Annotated in this window: 17 protein-coding genes; 7 read left to right on the plus strand and 10 right to left on the minus strand. The window is 46.2% G+C overall.

Going from position 1 to position 18,443, the window contains the following annotated elements; all coding sequences use genetic code 11:
* From ACEYCN_RS01855 to ACEYCN_RS01880, 6 genes are all read left to right on the plus strand, one after another.
* Positions 1-165, plus strand: a 165-nt coding sequence (locus ACEYCN_RS01855; RefSeq protein ID WP_373712628.1) for an IS3 family transposase, incomplete at its 5' end; no start/stop codon positions are given.
* A 335-nt stretch (positions 166-500) separates the two neighbouring features.
* Entirely contained in the window at positions 501-1,238 is a 738-nt protein-coding gene (locus ACEYCN_RS01860; protein WP_373712604.1) for a CppA N-terminal domain-containing protein, read from the plus strand.
* Positions 1,235-2,158 carry a serine hydrolase domain-containing protein gene (locus ACEYCN_RS01865; RefSeq protein ID WP_373712605.1) on the plus strand — a complete coding sequence of 308 codons (924 nt, stop codon included), beginning with the start codon at positions 1,235-1,237 and terminating at the stop codon, positions 2,156-2,158. Before ACEYCN_RS01860 ends, ACEYCN_RS01865 begins: the two co-directional genes overlap by 4 nt.
* 9 nt (positions 2,159-2,167) lie before the next feature.
* Positions 2,168-2,728, plus strand: coding sequence for a DUF1697 domain-containing protein (locus ACEYCN_RS01870; protein WP_373712606.1), 561 nt, complete (start codon positions 2,168-2,170; stop codon positions 2,726-2,728).
* Between the two features lie 169 nt (positions 2,729-2,897).
* Positions 2,898-3,734 (plus strand): LysM peptidoglycan-binding domain-containing protein, encoded by an 837-nt coding sequence (locus ACEYCN_RS01875; RefSeq protein WP_373712607.1) that lies wholly within the window; start codon positions 2,898-2,900, stop codon positions 3,732-3,734.
* Positions 3,735-3,846: 112 nt separating this feature from the next.
* The gene (locus ACEYCN_RS01880; protein WP_373712608.1) at positions 3,847-4,203 is read left to right on the plus strand and encodes a DUF1304 domain-containing protein; all 357 of its coding nucleotides are present in this window, start codon (positions 3,847-3,849) and stop codon (positions 4,201-4,203) included.
* A gap of 101 nt (positions 4,204-4,304) precedes the next feature.
* Here ACEYCN_RS01880 and pflB read toward each other — a convergent pair whose 3' ends face one another.
* Complete coding sequence (pflB, locus tag ACEYCN_RS01885) at positions 4,305-6,644, minus strand: formate C-acetyltransferase (RefSeq protein ID WP_373712609.1); 2,340 nt, start codon at positions 6,642-6,644, stop codon at positions 4,305-4,307.
* 311 nt (positions 6,645-6,955) lie between these two features.
* Between pflB and dinB the strand changes: the two genes are divergently transcribed.
* Positions 6,956-8,044 (plus strand): DNA polymerase IV, encoded by a 1,089-nt coding sequence (gene dinB / locus ACEYCN_RS01890; protein WP_373712610.1) that lies wholly within the window; start codon positions 6,956-6,958, stop codon positions 8,042-8,044.
* Between the two features lie 24 nt (positions 8,045-8,068).
* Here dinB and ACEYCN_RS01895 read toward each other — a convergent pair whose 3' ends face one another.
* The 9 genes from ACEYCN_RS01895 to ACEYCN_RS01935 all read right to left on the minus strand — a co-directional run bounded on the left by ACEYCN_RS01895 (position 8,069) and on the right by ACEYCN_RS01935 (position 18,345).
* On the minus strand, positions 8,069-10,444 hold the full coding sequence (locus ACEYCN_RS01895; RefSeq protein ID WP_373712611.1) for an ATP-dependent RecD-like DNA helicase: 2,376 nt from the start codon (positions 10,442-10,444) through the stop codon (positions 8,069-8,071).
* Between the two features lie 67 nt (positions 10,445-10,511).
* Complete coding sequence (lepB, locus tag ACEYCN_RS01900) at positions 10,512-11,105, minus strand: signal peptidase I (RefSeq protein WP_373712612.1); 594 nt, start codon at positions 11,103-11,105, stop codon at positions 10,512-10,514.
* A gap of 9 nt (positions 11,106-11,114) precedes the next feature.
* Positions 11,115-11,996 (minus strand): ribonuclease HIII, encoded by an 882-nt coding sequence (gene rnhC / locus ACEYCN_RS01905; protein ID WP_373712613.1) that lies wholly within the window; start codon positions 11,994-11,996, stop codon positions 11,115-11,117.
* 113 nt (positions 11,997-12,109) lie between these two features.
* Entirely contained in the window at positions 12,110-12,574 is a 465-nt protein-coding gene (locus tag ACEYCN_RS01910) for a phage tail protein (RefSeq protein ID WP_373712614.1), read from the minus strand.
* Between the two features lie 108 nt (positions 12,575-12,682).
* On the minus strand, positions 12,683-13,609 hold the full coding sequence (locus tag ACEYCN_RS01915; RefSeq protein WP_373712615.1) for a transketolase family protein: 927 nt from the start codon (positions 13,607-13,609) through the stop codon (positions 12,683-12,685).
* Positions 13,606-14,463 (minus strand): transketolase, encoded by an 858-nt coding sequence (locus ACEYCN_RS01920; RefSeq protein ID WP_373712616.1) that lies wholly within the window; start codon positions 14,461-14,463, stop codon positions 13,606-13,608. The genes ACEYCN_RS01915 and ACEYCN_RS01920 overlap by 4 nt, the downstream gene beginning before the upstream one ends.
* 2 nt (positions 14,464-14,465) lie before the next feature.
* Complete coding sequence (locus ACEYCN_RS01925; protein WP_373712617.1) at positions 14,466-15,812, minus strand: PTS ascorbate transporter subunit IIC; 1,347 nt, start codon at positions 15,810-15,812, stop codon at positions 14,466-14,468.
* A gap of 201 nt (positions 15,813-16,013) precedes the next feature.
* On the minus strand, positions 16,014-16,298 hold the full coding sequence (locus ACEYCN_RS01930; protein WP_373712618.1) for a PTS sugar transporter subunit IIB: 285 nt from the start codon (positions 16,296-16,298) through the stop codon (positions 16,014-16,016).
* Between the two features lie 4 nt (positions 16,299-16,302).
* A complete protein-coding gene (locus ACEYCN_RS01935; protein WP_373712619.1) occupies positions 16,303-18,345 on the minus strand; it encodes a transcription antiterminator in 2,043 nt (680 codons plus the stop codon).
* Positions 18,346-18,443 lie beyond the last annotated feature (98 nt).

The following is an 18,443-nucleotide window of genomic DNA, read 5'->3' on the forward strand; positions in this document are numbered from 1 at the left end:
ATCTTGAAAACAGAGATGTTTTACGGATTCGAGAAGACTTTCAAGTCCCTGGAACACTTGGAACAAGCCATCACGGATTATATTTTTTACTACAACAACAAGCGCATTAAAGCAAAACTAAAAGGACTTCGTCCTGTTCAGTACAGAACTAAATCCTTTCACTAATTATTTTTTGTCTAACTTTTTGGGGGCAGTACAAAACGAGCTTCTTTTTGTTCCATTAAGCTATGGCTATTCTAGGCAGGAGTTGATCTGGGCTGGAGGTCAAATCCCAGATGATGTAATTCTTCAACTTGCAGGACTTGGTCTCTCTGAAGATAAGAAAATTGATGAAATCGCATAGTTTCTCCTGTTGTCTGGAGGATTGTTTCTACTGTCCATTATAGCGGATAATATTTCCTTTGTCTAAAAAGAAAAAGGCTTTCAAAAACCCATACAAACGTTTGTCAAATTCGTAATTTTCAATTAAAATAGAAGAGAACTGATTTTAGGAGTATGACATGTTAGAAGTAGAAAATGTGATTGTCCCAGCCCTGCGGATCAATAACCGCAGTGTCAACCAGACCTTTTTGGAAGAAGTCCTAGGCCTAAAAACGGTCTTGGAAGAAGGTCCTTTTGCAGAATTTGCAGGCCATTCAGATAGTAAAGAAGCCAAACTGGTCCTGATTGAATCGCCCAGTATGCGGACACGGGCAGTCGAAGGTCCCAAAAAATTAGCTCGACTGGCCCTGAAAGTGGCCAAGCCAGCCGAAATCGAGAGCCTCTTAGCGCGTGGAGCATCTTTCAGCAAGCTCTATCGGGGGAAAAGGGGCCTGGCTTTTGAGACAGTATTGCCAGAAGGCTATGTTTTTTTGCTGCACAGTGAGGATGATATGGCAGGTTTGCAGGAAATCTTGCCGCTAGTCCAATTTGAGGAGCTAGCTGATTTTCAGGGCCTGACAGAGTTTGTGGTCAGCCAAATCCTCATTAACAGCCCACATCCAGAAACCAGCCAAGGCTTCTATCAGACCATCTGGCCTGACCAAGACCTCCTGGTCTTCCAAGAAGCTCAAGGGCCAGACCTCCTGGCAGATGCTGATTCTACCTGGGATTTGGACAGTCTGCGCATCAAAGTCCAACCAGAGCTGGACTGGGCAGAGCTAGAGGAAAAGCTGCCAGCAGGCTACTTTAAGGACAGGAAAGAGAGATTCCTCCAGTCTACAGATCCTAGCAAGATTGAAATCTGGTTTGAAAAATGAGAGAAGCTATTTTCCAAAAAATAAAAGAGCAGATGGCAGAAAACCTCTATCTGGGAGCCAGTCTCTCCCTCTATGCCGACGGGGCTTGGCAGGATAGTTATTTCGGTCAAACCCAGGAAGGCCAGCCCACCCGTGCTGGTCTTCTTTATGATTTGGCCTCAGTTTCCAAGGTGGTCGGTGTCGGAACGGTCCTGATTTTCCTCCTGCAGGCTGGAAAAATCGAGCTGGACGCAACGCTGAAAAGCTACTACCCGGCTGTCGCGGATGAGACGCTGACCATTCGCCAACTGGTCACCCATACCTCTGGTATTGACCCCTACATCCCCCATCGAGATGAGCTGGATGAGGCAGGTTTGCGGGAGGCTATTAACCAAATCAAGGTCACAGACCAGAAGGATTTTCGCTATACGGACATCAACTTGATTTTACTGGGCTTTATGCTGGAAGAGATCTATGGCCAATCACTGGACCAAATTTTTAAAGAGGTAATCTTTGAGCCCTGGCAGATGAAACGGACCAGTTTTGGCCCAGTAACAGAAGCAGTACCAACTGTCAAGGGTCAGCCGGCAGGTATTGTCCATGATCCAAAGGCTAGGGTACTGGGAGTTCACACGGGTTCTGCAGGACTTTTCTCGGATCTGACGGATTTGCAAATGTTCCTTCAGCATTATTTGGAGGATGATTTTGCGGCAAACCTGACACAAAATCTCAGTCCTTCTAAGCCGCGGTCTATTGTCTGGAATTTAGAGGATGAGGATTGGCTGGACCATACTGGCTATACAGGTCCCTTTATCATGGTCAACCGAAAGGCCCAAAAGGCGGCTATTTTTCTGACCAATCGGACCTATCTCTATGATGACCGACCGCTTTGGATTGCCAAGCGCAGGGAATTAAGGGATATCATCAAGAAGCATCTTTAGGAGAAAAACATGAAATATGCAGTACTTCTTCGAGGCATCAATGTCGGTGGCAACAATAAAGTAGTCATGAGTGAACTTCGGGAACTAGTCCGCCAGCTAGGCTATGAGCAGGTGGAAACCTATATCAACAGTGGCAATCTCTTTTTTGACAGCTCAGAGGACTATCAACAAATCCATGATAACATCAGCCAACTTTTCGCCAAACATTATCCTTTCGTTCGTTCTTTCTCTTTATTTAATAAAGCAGATTATGAGGCTGATTTGGCCAATCTACCTACCTGGTGGGATGAGAATTTGGCACGAAAGGATGTTCTTTTTTACACGGATCAGGTAGATCAGGCAGATGCACAAAGACGCATTGAGGCTCTGCCTCTGAGAGATGAAGTAGTGCATTTTGGTCAGCTGGGAGTGTATTGGGGCAAGTATGAGGAGAAAGAGTACCTCAAAACAGCCTATCACCAACACTTGCTGAAAGAGCCTTTTTACAAACTTGTAACGATTCGCAATGGCAAGACCTTTGCCAAACTAGGCGATTGCTTGACTGATGAAACTCATGTAAATGAGTCCTGAGACAGAATGTCTCAGGTTTTTTCATATCGAAATCTTCGATACAAAATTGTCACAATAACCTGAAAAATGATAAGGGTTTGTAACAAAAAACATTCTTTTTTAATTCTGTTGTGATTTTTTTGAAGTAATTCTTTGCTACTATTGTAGTATCAAAAAATGGAGAACAGAAATGAAAAAAGTATTAGGTAAAGTATCTTTGTTGACTCTTGTTATGGCAGGTGGCCTTTTTATTGGTCAATCTGCATCAGCTGACACAGCTTATACTATTCAAAATGGTGATTCTTTTTATTCAATTGCACAAAAGCATGGTGTAGATCCCTATGCCTTAGCCTCTGCAAATGGCTTGGGTATTTATGATTTGATTTTACCGGGTCAGGTATTGACAATCCCTGGTTATGAGGCTCCAGCAGCTCCTGTTGCTCCAGCCCCAGCTGCAGCTCCTGTAGCCAATACAAGTGGTTATACTGTGAAAGAGGGAGATTCATTTTCTTCCATTGCAGCAGCACATGGGATGGATTACAATCAACTGGCAACGAGCAATGGTCTCAGCGTTTACGATTTGATTGTGCCAGGGCAAGTCCTGCAAGTTACTGGAGCTGCTCCAGTTGCTAGTCCCGCAGCCATTGCTCCAGTAGAGGCACCCTCTTCTTACTACCTCGAAGGTTATGATTACGAACCAGGCATCAACTATCCTGTCGGCCAATGTACTTGGGCTGTTCAGAAATTAACTGGATGGGCAGGCGATTGGTGGGGCAATGCCTCCACTTGGGCAGTCAATGCAGCCCGTGATGGTTTTGCAGTTGGAACGACTCCAGCAGTTGGCGCAATCGCAGTTTGGGATGATGGTGGCTTTGGTCACGTTGCTTATGTCACTGGCATCAACGAACAAGGTCAAATCCAAGTTTTGGAAGCTAACTACAATGGCCGCCAATGGATTGACAATCATCGTGGATGGTTCAATCCAAATGAAGGCATGGGTCCAGTTTCCTATATCTATCCGCATTAAAATAAAGCAGCTCCTTGGAGTTGCTTTTTTTGTGGCCAGATTATTTGCTAAGGATTCATTTTTTTAATAAACTAAAACAGTTCGAATTCAAAGTAGAAAAGGAGATACTATCATGTCTATTCTAACAACAGTTTTGGCGACCTTGGTTGCCCTAGAGCACCTCTATATCTTTTATCTGGAAACCATCGCGACGCAATCAGCTACCACCAGTCGGGTCTTCAACATGACCCAGGAGGAATTGTCGCGTCCATCAGTAGACAAGCTTTTTAAAAATCAAGGTATCTACAATGGTTTGCTAGCCCTCTTTCTCTTGTATGGGCTTTATCTATCTTCCAATGTGGAGTTGGTAGTTGTTTTCTTAGTTTTCGTGGTGGCTGCTGCTAGCTATGGAGCTCTGACAGCCAATCGGAAGATTATCCTCACCCAGGGTGGACCAGCTATCTTGGCCCTTCTTAGTTTCCTCTTATAAACTTAGCTAATCATCGTTTTAGTCGAGTCCGAATATACAAGTATTCGTTGCAATATGGAAAACAAAAAAGAAGAAATCAGTTGATTTCTTCTTTTTCTGTCTTATTTAATCAAATCTGGCACTGAATCATCCAAGGAAAGGACTTCGTGGAAGACACGTTGGGTTAACTCTGTCTTTTGTTCTTTAGTCAGGTACTTAGTATTGACACAGTAGCCTGAGATACGAACGATAACATCTTCGCCATTCATGATTTTCTCATAGACATCGTTTAGGTCCATAACGTTCAAGTTCACGTGCTGACCACCTTGCTCGAAGTATCCGTCAAGGATGGTCACCAGGTTGGTGACTTGCTCGTCAAATGTTTTACCAAGAGCTTTTGGTGAAACTTGTGTTGTCAAGGAGATACCGTCATTGGCATGCTTGAAGTTGAGTTTTGACAGGGAGTTAAGGTTTTGCAACCAACCACCGCGTGATTTAGAAGTTGGGTTCGCACCTGGTGGGAAGAATTCTACCTTAGAGGTGTTAACAGAACCATCTTCGTTGAGGAAGACGCCACGGTGAACTGGAGAGTTAGCAGTTTGTTTAGAGTAAGCAACGTTAGAAGTAATGGTCAAGATAGACACAGTTGCTTCTGCATTCTTGTAGAGTTTGTGTTTGTTCAAGCGAGTGAAGAATGCTTCCATGAGCCATTTAGCAATATCATCTACACGGTCATCGTCTTCACCGTAACGTGGGAAGTCACCAGTTACTTCATAGTCGTAGATGAAGCCATCTTCGTCACGGATTGGTTTTACTTGTGCGTACTTGATAGCAGACAAGGAGTCAACGGTGTTGGCAAACCCACAGATACCGAAGCCCATGTTGGCACGAAGGTGAGTTGGCAAGAAGGCCATTTGTACTGCTTCGTAGTTGTACTTGTCTGTCATGAAGTGGATGATGTTCATAGCATCCACATAGGTGTCTGTCAACCAGTCAAGGGCAATTTCAAAGTTCTTGATAACAGTATCGTAGTCAAAGATTTCAGATGTATCTGGTTCTACGCCGTCAAATACTTTGTAGTCTTTGTGAACGTCGTCGTAACCGCCGTTCCAGCTTGAAAGGAGACCCTTCAAGACATTGACACGGGCACCGAAGTACTGGATGTTGTGGCGTTTGTCTTCACTTTCAGGATCCAGTGGAGATACACAACATGAGATACAAGACATTTCACCGTAACCGTCTTTAGCCATGGTGGTCACACCTTCGTATTGGATAGAAGAGTGCTTGTGGCTCATCGCCATACAGTAGCGACGGAAGGCGTAAGGAAGTTTGTCAGACCAGAGGACTGTCAAGTTTGGTTCTGGAGAGTTACCGATGTTGTCAAGTGTATTCAAGAAGCGGTAGTCCATCTTGGTCACACGGTGACGACCATCGTTACCCATACCTGCCATAGATGTTGTCAGGAAAGTAGGGTCACCAGAGTAGATTTCGTCGAAGGCTTTTGTACGAGCAAATTTAACTGTACGGAGTTTCAAGACGAAGTCATCTACAAACTCTTGGATTTCTGATTCAGTGAAGGTACCACGAGCCAAGTCACGTTCTGCGTAGATGTCCAAGACGATTGGCACACGACCAAGTGAAGTTGCAGCACCGTTAATCACACGGCAGACTGCCATGAAGGCGATGTTGACCCATTGGATAGCTTCTTTGGTGTTCAAGGCTGGACGGCGAACATCAACCCCATAGTGATCACCCAAGCGCACCACTTGTTGAAGAGCTTGGTATTGCAGGTTGATTTCTTCACGAAGACGGATGGTTTCTTCGTCGATTGCGACAATGGCATTCCAGTCTTTCACTTTTTCTTCCATCAGGTAGTCGGCTCCATAAAGGGCAAGACGAGCGTACATACCGATGATACGACCACGTGAATAAGCATCTGGAAGACCAGAAACGTGGTGGGAGTGACGAGCGCGACGGATGTTTGAAGTGTAAGCACGGAAGATACCGTCGTTTACAGTTGTCGCATGTTTAGTATAGATTTCATGGAGAAGAGGATCTGGAGTGTATCCATTTTCGATCAAAGTTGTCTCAGCCATACGGATACCACCGCGAGGCATGAAGTTCAATTTGAAGAGCTCATCGTTTTGGATACCAAAAATCAATTCATTCTCTTGATCAATGTAACCAGCTGGGATATCAGCGATGGATGTCGCACGGTCGATATCCATAGGGAAACGAGTGTCTTCATAATGAGCTTTTGTTTCTTCAATAATCTTTTTGATTTTCAAAGAACGCTCAGTTGCACCAGCCAAGAAGCTTTCATCACCATCATAAGGTGTGTAGTTTGCTTGTACAAAGCGGGTCACGCTCGCTTTTTCTTGCCAGTCCGTACCAGCAAAACCTTCCCAAGCTTGGGCGAAAATGTCTTCAGCAACATTTTTTGTTTTAACTTTTGTTGACATGAGATTTCTCCTTATTAAAAGTTATGCATCCTCGATGCATTTATGCCTATATTATAACATGATGGAAAGCGATTTACAACCGCAAGAACCTTGAAAATATATGAAAAATTGTGAAAAAATTTACATGAGAATTGTGAGAAAATTCACACCTGTTTCAGGCTTCGTTTCAAGGTTTTTTGAAGAAGATAAGCCATGAAATTGGAAAAAGAGAAGGCGCGGGAGATGAGGTATGGAGGTCAGGATTTGGGGTAAAAAATGAAGATTGTGATATAATGAACTCATGCATAAAAATAAAACCAAGGAGGCTGTAGGTGCTCATTTTTCCGCTGATTAATGACACATCAAGAAAGATAATCCACATTGATATGGATGCTTTTTTTGCGGCCATTGAGGTGCGGGATAACCCAGCCTTAAGAGGCAAGCCAGTCATCATCGCTAAGGATCCCAGGCAATCCGGGGGGCGGGGAGTGGTGTCGACCTGTTCCTATGAGGCCAGGGCCTTTGGTGTGCATTCGGCCATGTCTTCCAAAGAGGCCTATGAACGCTGTCCGCAAGGAGTCTTTATTTCAGGCAATTATGATAAGTATGTGGAGGTTGGCAGACAGGTGCGGGAGATTTTCCATCGTTATACGGACCTGGTGGAGCCCATGTCCATCGATGAGGCCTATCTGGATGTGACGGAGAATAAGCTGGGTATCACCTCCGCCGTCAAGATTGCCAAGCTCATCCAGTACGATATCTGGCAGGAGTTGCAGCTGACAGCATCAGCAGGGGTTTCCTACAATAAATTTTTGGCCAAAATTGCCTCTGATATGGAAAAGCCCCGTGGCTTGACCGTCATCTTGCCCCAGAATGCCCAGGCTGTCCTCTCCCAACTGCCCATTGAAAAATTTTATGGGGTGGGGAAGAAGTCTGTGGAAAAATTGCACGAATTAGGGATTTATACAGGAGCTGATTTATTGGAGGTCCCTGAGATGACCTTAATTGATCATTTTGGTCGCTTTGGCTATGATCTCTACCGGCGGGCCAGAGGCATTTCCAACTCGCCAGTCAAGACCCATCGGGTCCGAAAATCCATCGGCAAGGAGCGGACCTACGGCAAGCTCCTCTATCGGATGGAGGATATCCAGAAGGAGCTATCTGGTCTGGCCCAAAGGGTGGTCCTCAGTTTAGACAGGCACCAGAAGGTCGGAAAAACCATCGTGGTCAAAATTCGTTATGCCGACTTTCAGACCTTGACCAAGAGACGGACCTTGGATGTACCAACTGATGACGAGGAGGTCATCTTGAGGATTGCGACAGAAATCGTAGACCAAGTGGGTGAGCTCGATAGGGGTGTCCGCCTCCTGGGGATTACGCTGACCAATTTAGAAGAAAAAGCCCATCAGGTCTCTGACTAGTCACTAGCAGGGGCTGATAGGCTTTTATTTTTCTGTGTTGAAAATGGTTTGGATGTCCTCCTCGGTTAACCCAATCATAGGGTCAATGGTGAGGAGGTTGGCTTCTGTCAGGATGTAGGTGAGGTTTTCCTCTGGCTGGTTGGTCTGGGAGGCTTGTGGCTGCTCTTCAGGGGCTGCTTCGGTCAGATCAGGACCAAAGCGCTCCACCAGATAGGTCTTGCGGGCGGTGCCAGCATTTTTGACGGCCTGGTCGAAGGCTGAGAGCTGGCCCAGCAGGATCAGTTTGCTCTTGGAGCGCGTGATGGCGGTGTAGATGAGGTTGCGCTGGAGCATGCGCTGGCTGGAGTGGGTGATGGGGAGGATGACCACTTGAAATTCACTGCCCTGGGATTTGTGGATGGACATGGCATAGGCCAGGGTAATCTTATACCATTCATTTCGGGGGTAGGTGACTTCCGCCCCCTCAAAGTTAATGGTGATTTCGTCCTGCTTGGAGTCGCTGTACTTGGCAGGCAAGAGGTCGCTGATATAGCCCAAATCTCCATTGAAGACATTGCTTTCAGCATCATTGACCAGGTGGATAACCCGGTCGCCCTGGCGGAAAAGCTGGTCATTATGGGGAAATTCGAGTTCACCTTTTTCCAGGGGGTTGAGGAGGGCCTGGGTCAGTTTATTGAGGTTGTCAATGCCTGCTAGGCCGCGGTACATGGGGGCCAGGATTTGGACCTGGTCCGCTGGAATGCCTGAGTTCACAGCTGCAGATACGATGCGCTCCACCATGGCGGGGATTTGCTCATTCTGGGCCTCAAAATAGGAACGGTCAGCTTTTTTCTCTCGGAAATCAGCTGGCAGATAGCCTTGACGAATCTGACTGGCTAAGTGGACAATGGTGGAGTCCTCTGCCTGTCGGTAAATTTTTTCCAGGGTAAGGCTTGGCAGGGCTGGAATCTTGAGGAGGTCGGCCAGGACCTGTCCTGGGCTGACAGATGGCAGCTGCTCGGCATCGCCCACGATGAGGACCTGGCTGTTGGAGGAGATGTTCTGGAAGAGTTGGTTGGCCAGCCAGGTGTCCACCATGGAAAACTCATCGACGATGATAAAATCGGCGTCCAGATAGTCCTCTCGGTAGCTTTCTCCCTGGTCTTCAGTCAGTCCCAGATGGCGGTGGATGGTGGCGCTAGGCAGGCCTGTTAACTCATTCATACGGCGGGCTGCCCGTCCTGTCGGCGCTGCCAGCAAAATTGGGACTTCCCCTGTTGCCTTGGTCAGATTGATCTTGTGGAGCAGGGCATAGACAGCGATGATACCGTTGATGATGGTCGTCTTGCCCGTGCCTGGTCCCCCTGTCAGGATAAAGAGGGGGTTGTTGATGGCTTGGATAATGGCCTCTTTTTGGATACTATCATAGTGGATGCCTGACTCTTTTTCCAGATGGGTGATGGCCACTTCAATTTCTGCGCGCTCAAAGGTCTGAAGGTTGTTTTTCTCCAGCAGCCGGGTCAGGCTTTTTTTGATGCCTTCCTCGGCAAAATAGAGACTATTATCAAAAATTTTAGTGCCGATCTGCTGCAATTTTCCTTCAGCAATCAAGCCTGTCAATTCCTGGGCAACCGCAGCCGGGTCTAGCTCCACTTGACGGGCTTGTTCAAGAACATTCAGACTGGCTTCCAGGAGGTCCCTGGCTTCGACATAGGTATCCCCCGTCTCCAAGGATTGCTGGAGCAGGCTATAAAGGAGACCAGCCCGAAAACGCTGGGGCGAATGGCTGTCAATGCCCAGGTTTTCAGCGATTTTGTCCGCAATAATAAAGCCCATCCCCTGGATATCCTCGACCAGCTGGTAGGGATTTTCCTCAATGATGGAGAAGGTCTTTTCCTTATAGGTATCTTGGATTTGAAAGGCCAGCTTGTTGGGAATGCCGTACTCTGCCAACTTGGCCAGAATCATCTCTGTCCCGTAGTTGATACGGAGGGTGTCCAGAAAGAGTTGGCGGTTTTTTGCAGAAAGTCCTCGGATGGTGGTCAGTTTTTCCGGTTCAGCCAGGATCTGGTCAATGGTATTTTCGCCATAGAGCTCGACAATTTTTTCAGCTGTCTTGCGGCCAATCCCCTTGAAATGCTCGCTGGAAAAATACTTAATGAGGCCAGCAGAAGTGGGTTTGCTGCGCTCATAGCGGCTGACCTGCAGCTGTTGACCGTATTTTGGATGGGTCACCAACTGACCGTAAAACCGATATTCTTCCCCTTCGATGACATCCGCAATGGTCCCTGTTACGATGACTTCATAGTCCTCAAAATCAGCATTGGTTTCGTCAATTTCCAACAGTAATATTTTGTAAAAATTAGCAGGATTCTCGAAAATAATCCTATCAATGGTTCCAGAAAAATACAGTTCGTTCATGATTTCTTTCGTAAAAAAGGGGCGGGAGTTCGGATTTGGTCAAATCCTATCCCACTCCCCATGGTTCTTAAAATAGGCTGATGCGATTGAGAGGCCACATGCGTAAGATAATTTTCCCTTTGATATCTTCCTTGGCAAAGCTCCCGACGGCACGACTGTCCTGAGATACGATACGGTCATCCCCCAGCAGATAATAGTGGCCCTCTGGGACTGTAACGGTGAAGGATGGTTGGAAATTAGTGTCTACTGTGAAAGCTGTTGAGACTTGGGCTCTGGCTTGAAATTGAGTGTTGTAAGTGTAAATGGATTGGAGCTTGTCCTTGGCAAAGGCTTCCAGATACTCTTGAAGATAAGGCTCATCCATTTTTTTATCGTTGACATAGAGGATATCATTTTCATATCGGATGGTGTCGCCTGGCATACCGATGACCCGCTTGACAATCAGTTTTTCCTTGCCAGTGCCATCTGGCTCGCCAGCTACCACGATGTCAAAGCGCTTGATGTTCTGGGTACGAAACATGATGAGGTGTTCCTGGTCCTGAAGGGTGGGGTCCATGGAGTGGCCGTCAACCGTTACTGGGCTCCAAATCAGCCAGCGGGAGACGATAATGATGACGACAATGAGGGTAAAAAGGCCCCATTCTTTGATAAATGATTTCATAGAATAACCTCAATCTAGGAGTTTTTGTGCTTTTTGGGTATTGGCAAAGTGGAGCTTGGCTGTTTGTTCCAAGCCAGCTATGCCGTATTTTTGTAAGATTTGGCTGGCGACCAAGTCAGATTTGTGGCCAGCGCCAGACGGGAGGGTCAGGCCAACGGCCTGGCTCAATTCATCTAGGTTGTCCAGAAAGAGCGCCCGAGCCATGATAGAGGAGACGGCAACAGCCAGAAACTGGCTTTCGGCTTTTTCAATCAGGCTGATGGGTTGGGTCACCTGGTTGCTTTCCTGGCGGACATATTTTTCGTAGTTTTTAGGGCTGGTAAAGGCATCGATGACGATTTGCTGGGCCTGAACCCCCTTTTGCAGGAGCAGGAAAATGGCCTGATTATGGAGGGCTACCTTGACGGAGACAGCATTGTAGCCTTGGTTGATGACCTGGTTGTATTTTTGTGGGGTCAAAAGCAGGGCCTGATGGGGAATCCTCTCTTTCAGAAGTGGAGCAATCTGGCGGATTTTCTGGTCGGTCATTTTCTTGGAATCATCGACCCCCAGGCTCTTGAGAAAGGCATGGTCATCAGGATGGACAAAACTAGCCACCACAGCCAGGCCGCCAAAGTAGGATCCGTTTCCCACCTCATCAGTCCCAATCATGGGTATATTTTGTTGGACAGGAGCAGTCTGCTGGGCTTGGTGTCCCCATTTTTGGGCATAGCTTTCTGCCCTTTCTCCCTGAAACATCACCTTACCAGAAGTGTAGATGGTGATGCTGGCCCCTTCTGGCTTGAAAAAGGCTTCAACATAGGGATTTTTGCTGGGCTGGGCATAGTTGGCAAAGCTGGCCTTGACCTGATTCTTTTCTCTTTCACTTAGTTGTAACACAATGCTCGTCATTCTCTTATTGTAGCATAAAATGAGAAAAAAACCTTTATTGAGTCTGGTTTTGTTCAAGCAGACAAAAACTCCCACCCTTTTTTGAAAAAAGCGATGGGAGAAGAAGATGGTTATCAGAAGAGAGGCTCTTTGAGAACGAAGAAACTGCCACGGATTTCTCCAGCTAATTTGGACTTTTGACGGGCAAATTTGAACTTTTCTTCAAACTCAGCTGGAATGTCAATGCCATTAGACAGCTTGAAGCCAACAGCTCTTTTGCCGCCCTCCTCCAGAGTATAGAGAACATTGACAGCCAGACCATTTTCATAGAAGACATGGGACCAGAGGATGCCGTCTACCTCCACTTGGGCGACATTGAGGGCTGCATAAGGGAAGGTCATCTCCCTTTGAGCCAAGGCTTTCTCGATGTGGGCTAAAATCTCAGGCCGCTCTTGGGGAGTAAAGACTTCAAATTCCGTCTTGTACTTGTTCCAAAAATAGCGAGCCTCGTTGGCCCGCAGGCCAGCCAAGGCTTCTGCGACAGGACTGCTTTCCAAACCAACCGTTTCCACTTCCTTAAAATTGACAATATAGGACATGAATGACTCCTTTTTAAAATTTGCCTATCTAGTATACCATAAGGAGCTAGTAGAATAGAGAGATTTGAATTACCAAAAGAGAGGTTGGGCTTGAACCCAACCTCTCTCCTACTTAGTGTTAACGAAATCTAAAGTTTCGTCGGCAATATGCTGGGCCGTTAGGCCATATTCTTCCATGAGATAGGGCATCTGTCCAGCCTGGCCAAATCTTTCTTTGACCCCAAGGCGGCGAAGCGGGCAGTTGCTTTCTTCGCTGAGGTATTCTGCGAGGGCGCTTCCTAAACCACCAATTTGATTGTGGTTTTCAGCAGTCAGAACAGGTTTTCCAAGTAAGATGCCTTTCAATTCCTCTGGAAGGGGTTTGATTCGGAAGAGGTCAATAACCGCTGCAGAAATTCCCTCTTTTTCCAGCAAGTCCGCTGCCATTAAGGCTTCTGCAACCATAATTCCTGAAGCAACAATGATTACATCTTGTCCGTCTCGCAGTTGACAAAAACCCTTGGTGAAATCTTGGTTTTCTGGGTATATCCGCTGAGGAGCCTTTCGGATGGTCCGGATATAGGTGAGCCCTTTGAGCGTCAGAGTTTGCTCTAAAACAGCCTTGAATTGGATGTCATCACTGACTTCAAAGACAGTAGCCTGCGGAATCAGCCGCATAAGGCCCAAATCCTCAAAGGGCATATGGGTACCGCCATTCATCTCTGCAGACACTCCCGCATCCGACCCGATGATGGTAGCATCTAATTGGGCGTAGCCTAGGGAGAGAAAGACTTGGTCAAAGACCCGTCGGCTGGCAAAGGGACCAAAGGTATGGATGTAGGGCTTGTAGCCAAGGAGGGACAGACCAGCTGCAACCCCCATCATTTCTGCTTCCATGATGCCTACATTGACATACCGCTTTCCAAACAACTCTTCTAGTTTGTTAGTGGCCATCGAGCTGGACAGGTCTGCTTCCAATACCGCTAATCTCTCAGTAGCATGGCTATGTTCTGCTAGGAAGTCTCGATAAACCAGGCGCATTTCTTTTGATGTCATAGGCTGGCCTCTCTTTCAGCTTTCAAGTGTTCAATGGCCTCCACCAGCTGCTGGCGCATTTCCGCATCCAAGCGCAAATGGTGGTTGGCTTCCATATTTTCCAAGAATGGTACACCCTGCCCCTTCACCGTATCCAAAATGATGGCTTTGGGTTTGTCAGAGGAAGACTCTTGAAGCTGGATGATGGCATCATAGATGGCAGGAATATCCTCTCCCTTGACCCGAACGGCTTCAAAGCCAAAGGCTTGCATTTTGGAAACAAAATCCTGAGTTTGGCAGATTTGGTCTGTCGTTCCATCTAACTGCTTCTTGTTATCATCGATAAAGACAATCAGATTCCTTAGTTTATGGTGGGCAGCGAATTGGAAGGCTTCCCAGCATTGTCCTTCATTGAGCTCACCATCTCCTACAATGGCGTAGGTGTAATGGGGTGATGACTCTATCCTCTTTCCATAGGCAATGCCCGTTGCGACACTGATACCTTGTCCCAATGAGCCGGTTGTCATATCAATGCCTGGGGTGAGATTGCGGTCGGGATGGGATGGGAGTCGAGTCCCATTTTGGTTCAGAGAATGGAGGAAATTCTTATCAAAGAAACCTTTCAAATAAAGGGTACTATATAGAGCTGGTCCTGCATGACCTTTGGAAAGGACAAAGTAGTCTCGGTCTTTTGTAGCAAAGATTTCCGGCGTCATTGGCATAACTTTTCCATATAAAACCGCTAGGGTCTCAATGATAGAAAGGCTTCCTCCGTAATGTCCAAATCCTAATTGGTTGAGGGTCTCAAGAGTATGGATGCGAATTTCTCTAGCAAAGTTTTTTATTTCCTGAAACTGGACTTCAGCAAGGGCCATGATTACCCCTCCTTAGACTCTTTTTTTCCAAAAACAGTGAGGGCCAACATGCCAGCTAGGACGACAAAGATACCAATAGAAACGGTCACGACTCCGCCGTTTTTAGCCAGAAGACCTAAGAAGATACCGGAGAGTCCGAAATCAGCATCAGAGAAGGTTGACCCTGCAAAGCCAAGGTTTCCAAGAACTGGAAGGAGGAAGACAGGTAGGAAACTGATGAGAACCCCTTGCATAAAGGCCCCGACAATGGAACCTCGGATACCGCCAGAAGCATTCCCCATGACACCTGCTGTTGCGCCACAGAAGAAGTGAGGAACGACACCTGGTAGAATCACAACCCCACCCGTAGCAATCATGATAGCCATGCTGACCAGACCACCAATGAAGCTGGAGATAAAACCAATCAATACGGCATTTGGAGCATATGGATAGACAATTGGACAGTCCAGAGCTGGTTTGGAGTTGGGAACCAATTTTTCAGAGATGCCTTTGAAGGCTGGAACAATTTCTGCCAAGATGAGGCGGACACCAGATAGGATGACAAAGACTCCTCCGGCAAAGGTTCCGCCTAGTTGCAAGGCATAAACCATAGAGTTTGTACCACCGCTCAGATCTGTTTCAATGTAGTCAGAGCCTGCAAAGATAGCAACGATGATATAAATGATGGACATCGAGATGGCAATGCTGACGGTTGAATCACGCAAGAAGGCCAATCCTTTAGGGAATTTGATGTCCTCTGTTGATTTGGATTTATCACCAACCAGACCGCCCACAAAGCCACTGAGCCAGTAGCCAAGGGCACTAAAGTGACCGAGGGCTACCTTATCATTGCCCGTTAATTGAATCATGTATTTTTGGACAAAGGCTGGTGATAAGGTCATGATAATACCAAGAGCCAAGCCACCCATCACAATCAAACCTGCTGAGGTGAAACCTGCAACGGTCATGATAACGGCAATCATACAGGCCATATATAGGGTATGGTGACCTGTTAGGAAAATGTATTTGAATTTGGTAAAGCGTGCAATCAGAATGTTGAAAGCCATTCCGACCAGCATGATGAGCGAAGTAGCAGTCCCATATTCGTTAAGGGCCAGGGCGACAATGGCTTCATTGTTTGGAACAACTCCTTTTAGGTTGAAGGCTACTTCAAACATTTGACCAAATGGTTGTAAGGCTGTCAGGAGCAAGGTGGCTCCGCCTCCAACAACCAGGAATCCGACAAAGGTCTTAATACCTCCCTTTACAAGATCCGAAGCAGATTTTTTTTGAAGGGCCAATCCTAAAATGGCAATTAAGGCTACCAAGATGGCAGGTGTCTTGGCAATATCAATTAAGAAATCTAACATAATCTTCTCCTTTAATGACAATAGTGGGGCCACACAACCCATAGTAAGAATGGAACAATTAAGGCGGATGTTCATCTCCTTTGCATTGAGTTTGGGCCAGCTTTCTTTCCTAGGGGACTTCGGTGAACCACTAGATTGGCTAGTCCAGTTGAGTATCAGGCAACCGGTTAACGAATCAGTGGTCAAACCTTTTTCATTTGACTAGAGAAGCCCCTTTTCCTGACAAATGGCTGTCACCACTTCTTTTAATTCATCCATATCAATAATGCTATTGAGTGGACGAACATCACCAAGGTGGCTGGCAGAGTCAGCCAAGTTACGGCCGACAATCCAGACATCCGCATCACTGGCTGTTGCCCCACCTAAATCATAGTGTTCCACTTCCACATCTGAAACACCTAAATCACGTAAGATGGATTCAATGTTCATTTGAACCATAAAGCTTGAACCCAATCCTGAACCACATGCTGCACCAATTCGTAACATAAGATTACGCCTCCTGTTGAATAATATTTTTGATTTCGGAATAAGATTTGGATACTAGAAGAGCATTGACATTTGTAGCATCCCTTAAAATAGTTGTTAAATGAGACAGGGCCTTGAGATGGGTTTCATTGTCCACAGCTGCAATGCAAATCAATAACCGAATTTCATGTTTGGGGTCATCCAGCAAGTAAATAGGATGTTCCAAGACCAGCATGGACATGCCCACTCGATTGACGCCATCTTCTGGTCGCGCGTGGGGAATGGCGATTCCTTTTCCTAAGTCGATGAAGGGACCGAATTCTTGAACCTTGGCAATCATGGCTTCGGGATATGTCTCTTCAATTTGTCCTGAATCCAGAAGAGGCTTGGCTGCCAATCGAATGGCTGATTTCCAATCTAACCTTTCGGAGCTGGTTTGATAAGTAGCCTCTGTAATTAATTCCTGTAACAAGGGCTTCACTTCCTTTCTTTGTTCATGGGATTGTAAGAGCAATGTCCGAAGCGCAGCACGGAGCGCAGCCTCTTGATGGACATTGCTAAACTGTTTGATGGTCTCCATCAGTTGTTCCAGCAGAATAGTACCTTCGCAGGCATCTGGGAAGTCTCTGGTAACTAGTTCGACCAAGCTTTGGGCCTGTTCCTCCGTCATCAAGACCGATACGGGAAAGGTCGGCTTAGTGGATGAAAGCTCCACGGTTGAAAAAATAAGATCATAGCTGGACTCATCCAGCAGGCTCAGTTGCTCTAATCTGGTGGTATAGCTAAAGGCAATCTTTGGAAAAAGCTTCTTCAGATTTTCCCTGAGGATGAGCGATGAACTAACACCATTTGGACAGATGACAACAGCCCGGTAGGGAAGCTGAGATTGCGGATGTGACTGCAAAAAGCCTCCAAAATGGACCACAAAATAAGAGATTTCTGAATCTGGAATGGCATAGCCAATTTCATTTTCTAAGGGTTGCAGGGCGCCCTGGACCAATTCGAATAGTTCGGGATAACTTTTTTTAATTTGTTCCGTATAGGAATTGGTGCTGAATAGGCGGTATTTCAATCGGAAGTAGGCTGGAATTAGATGGCGTTTCAAGCCTTCTTCCAGTTGCTCACGTTCCTCAAAATTTAAGAGAGATACTTCCTCCATTTTTTCGACAACAGCCTTGGTTAAGACCTGAAAGTAGGAGTCATTTTTTTCAAGTTCTCCCTCAAAGCAACCGGATAGGATTCCTGACAGGTAATTTTTTTCCTGGTCTGTCAAGGGCCGTTTCAAGGAAAAATCAGTCAGGACATCCTGTATAATAATGTCTGTCAGTGCTTGAAGAGATTGGGAAAAAGAATCTTTCTCTAGATGAGCATACTTGCTAACTCGACCATACCGATAGAGGATGAACAGCAAGAGATAGAGACATTCCTCTAATCGGTTTTGAATGGGTGTTAGCTGAAAGGCCAGATAATATTCCTCAGTCCGTTGCAATAACTTTTCGAAATGATTGGGATAGTTCCAGGCGGACAAGATATGGTGAAGGGTCCAAGAGCCAATCGGTAGAGAGAGCAACTGACTAATAGCGAAGAGTGCCAGTCGGTGCTTATCCTTTTCCTGTCCGTGAATGGAGTAACCTTCGGCCCTGGTGTAGGTCAATTGCAAGTCAGACTCCTGCATCCATTCCCTCAGCATTTTGATATCTGCCAGAGAGGTGTTCTTACTCACCTTTAAGAAATCCTGATAATGGTGGTTAGAGACAAAATCTCGACGGCAGAAGGTATAGAGGTAGATGAGGTAAATCCGCTCATTTTGAGCTAGATAAAGTTGTTCCTCTTTTAGTTCTTCAATAATTTCCTGAGCCTGTTCCACGATTATCTCAGGCAGAAAGTAGGAACCATCAGCCACTATCAATTCTGGCAAGCCCTTGCTTTGAAAATAGTCATTCAAATTTTCTACCTGCTCTTGCAGTTCCTTGATGGAAAACTTGGTCTTGACAGAAAGGGCGTAGAGGGAAATGGATGGCTCGTTTAAGAGAGTCAACAAGATCACCAGTGTTTTTTGATTAAACATGTATCCTCCTTTCTAGCGATATTCCTAATTCTAGTGTAGCGGAAAGAAATGGAAAAAACCAGTTCTATTTGGCCCAATTTGCTTCCGTCTGAAATCGG

This window comes from Streptococcus sp. (assembly GCF_041802885.1).
GTDB lineage: Bacteria > Bacillota > Bacilli > Lactobacillales > Streptococcaceae > Streptococcus.

Bases quoted from the DNA above. Each gene is read 5' to 3' on its own strand.
- lepB (WP_373712612.1), bottom strand. From the start codon at position 11,105: ATGAAATCATTTATCAAAGAATGGGGCCTTTTTACCCTCATTGTCGTC.
- ACEYCN_RS01930 (WP_373712618.1), bottom strand. From the start codon at position 16,298: ATGTTACGAATTGGTGCAGCATGTGGTTCAGGATTGGGTTCAAGCTTT.
- ACEYCN_RS01935 (WP_373712619.1), bottom strand. From the start codon at position 18,345: ATGTTTAATCAAAAAACACTGGTGATCTTGTTGACTCTCTTAAACGAG.
- ACEYCN_RS01925 (WP_373712617.1), bottom strand. From the start codon at position 15,812: ATGTTAGATTTCTTAATTGATATTGCCAAGACACCTGCCATCTTGGTA.
- ACEYCN_RS01880 (WP_373712608.1), top strand. From the start codon at position 3,847: ATGTCTATTCTAACAACAGTTTTGGCGACCTTGGTTGCCCTAGAGCAC.
- ACEYCN_RS01910 (WP_373712614.1), bottom strand. From the start codon at position 12,574: ATGTCCTATATTGTCAATTTTAAGGAAGTGGAAACGGTTGGTTTGGAA.
- ACEYCN_RS01865 (WP_373712605.1), top strand. From the start codon at position 1,235: ATGAGAGAAGCTATTTTCCAAAAAATAAAAGAGCAGATGGCAGAAAAC.
- ACEYCN_RS01915 (WP_373712615.1), bottom strand. From the start codon at position 13,609: ATGACATCAAAAGAAATGCGCCTGGTTTATCGAGACTTCCTAGCAGAA.
- ACEYCN_RS01920 (WP_373712616.1), bottom strand. From the start codon at position 14,463: ATGGCCCTTGCTGAAGTCCAGTTTCAGGAAATAAAAAACTTTGCTAGA.
- ACEYCN_RS01870 (WP_373712606.1), top strand. From the start codon at position 2,168: ATGAAATATGCAGTACTTCTTCGAGGCATCAATGTCGGTGGCAACAAT.
- pflB (WP_373712609.1), bottom strand. From the start codon at position 6,644: ATGTCAACAAAAGTTAAAACAAAAAATGTTGCTGAAGACATTTTCGCC.
- ACEYCN_RS01860 (WP_373712604.1), top strand. From the start codon at position 501: ATGTTAGAAGTAGAAAATGTGATTGTCCCAGCCCTGCGGATCAATAAC.
- ACEYCN_RS01895 (WP_373712611.1), bottom strand. From the start codon at position 10,444: ATGAACGAACTGTATTTTTCTGGAACCATTGATAGGATTATTTTCGAG.
- ACEYCN_RS01875 (WP_373712607.1), top strand. From the start codon at position 2,898: ATGAAAAAAGTATTAGGTAAAGTATCTTTGTTGACTCTTGTTATGGCA.
- rnhC (WP_373712613.1), bottom strand. From the start codon at position 11,996: ATGACGAGCATTGTGTTACAACTAAGTGAAAGAGAAAAGAATCAGGTC.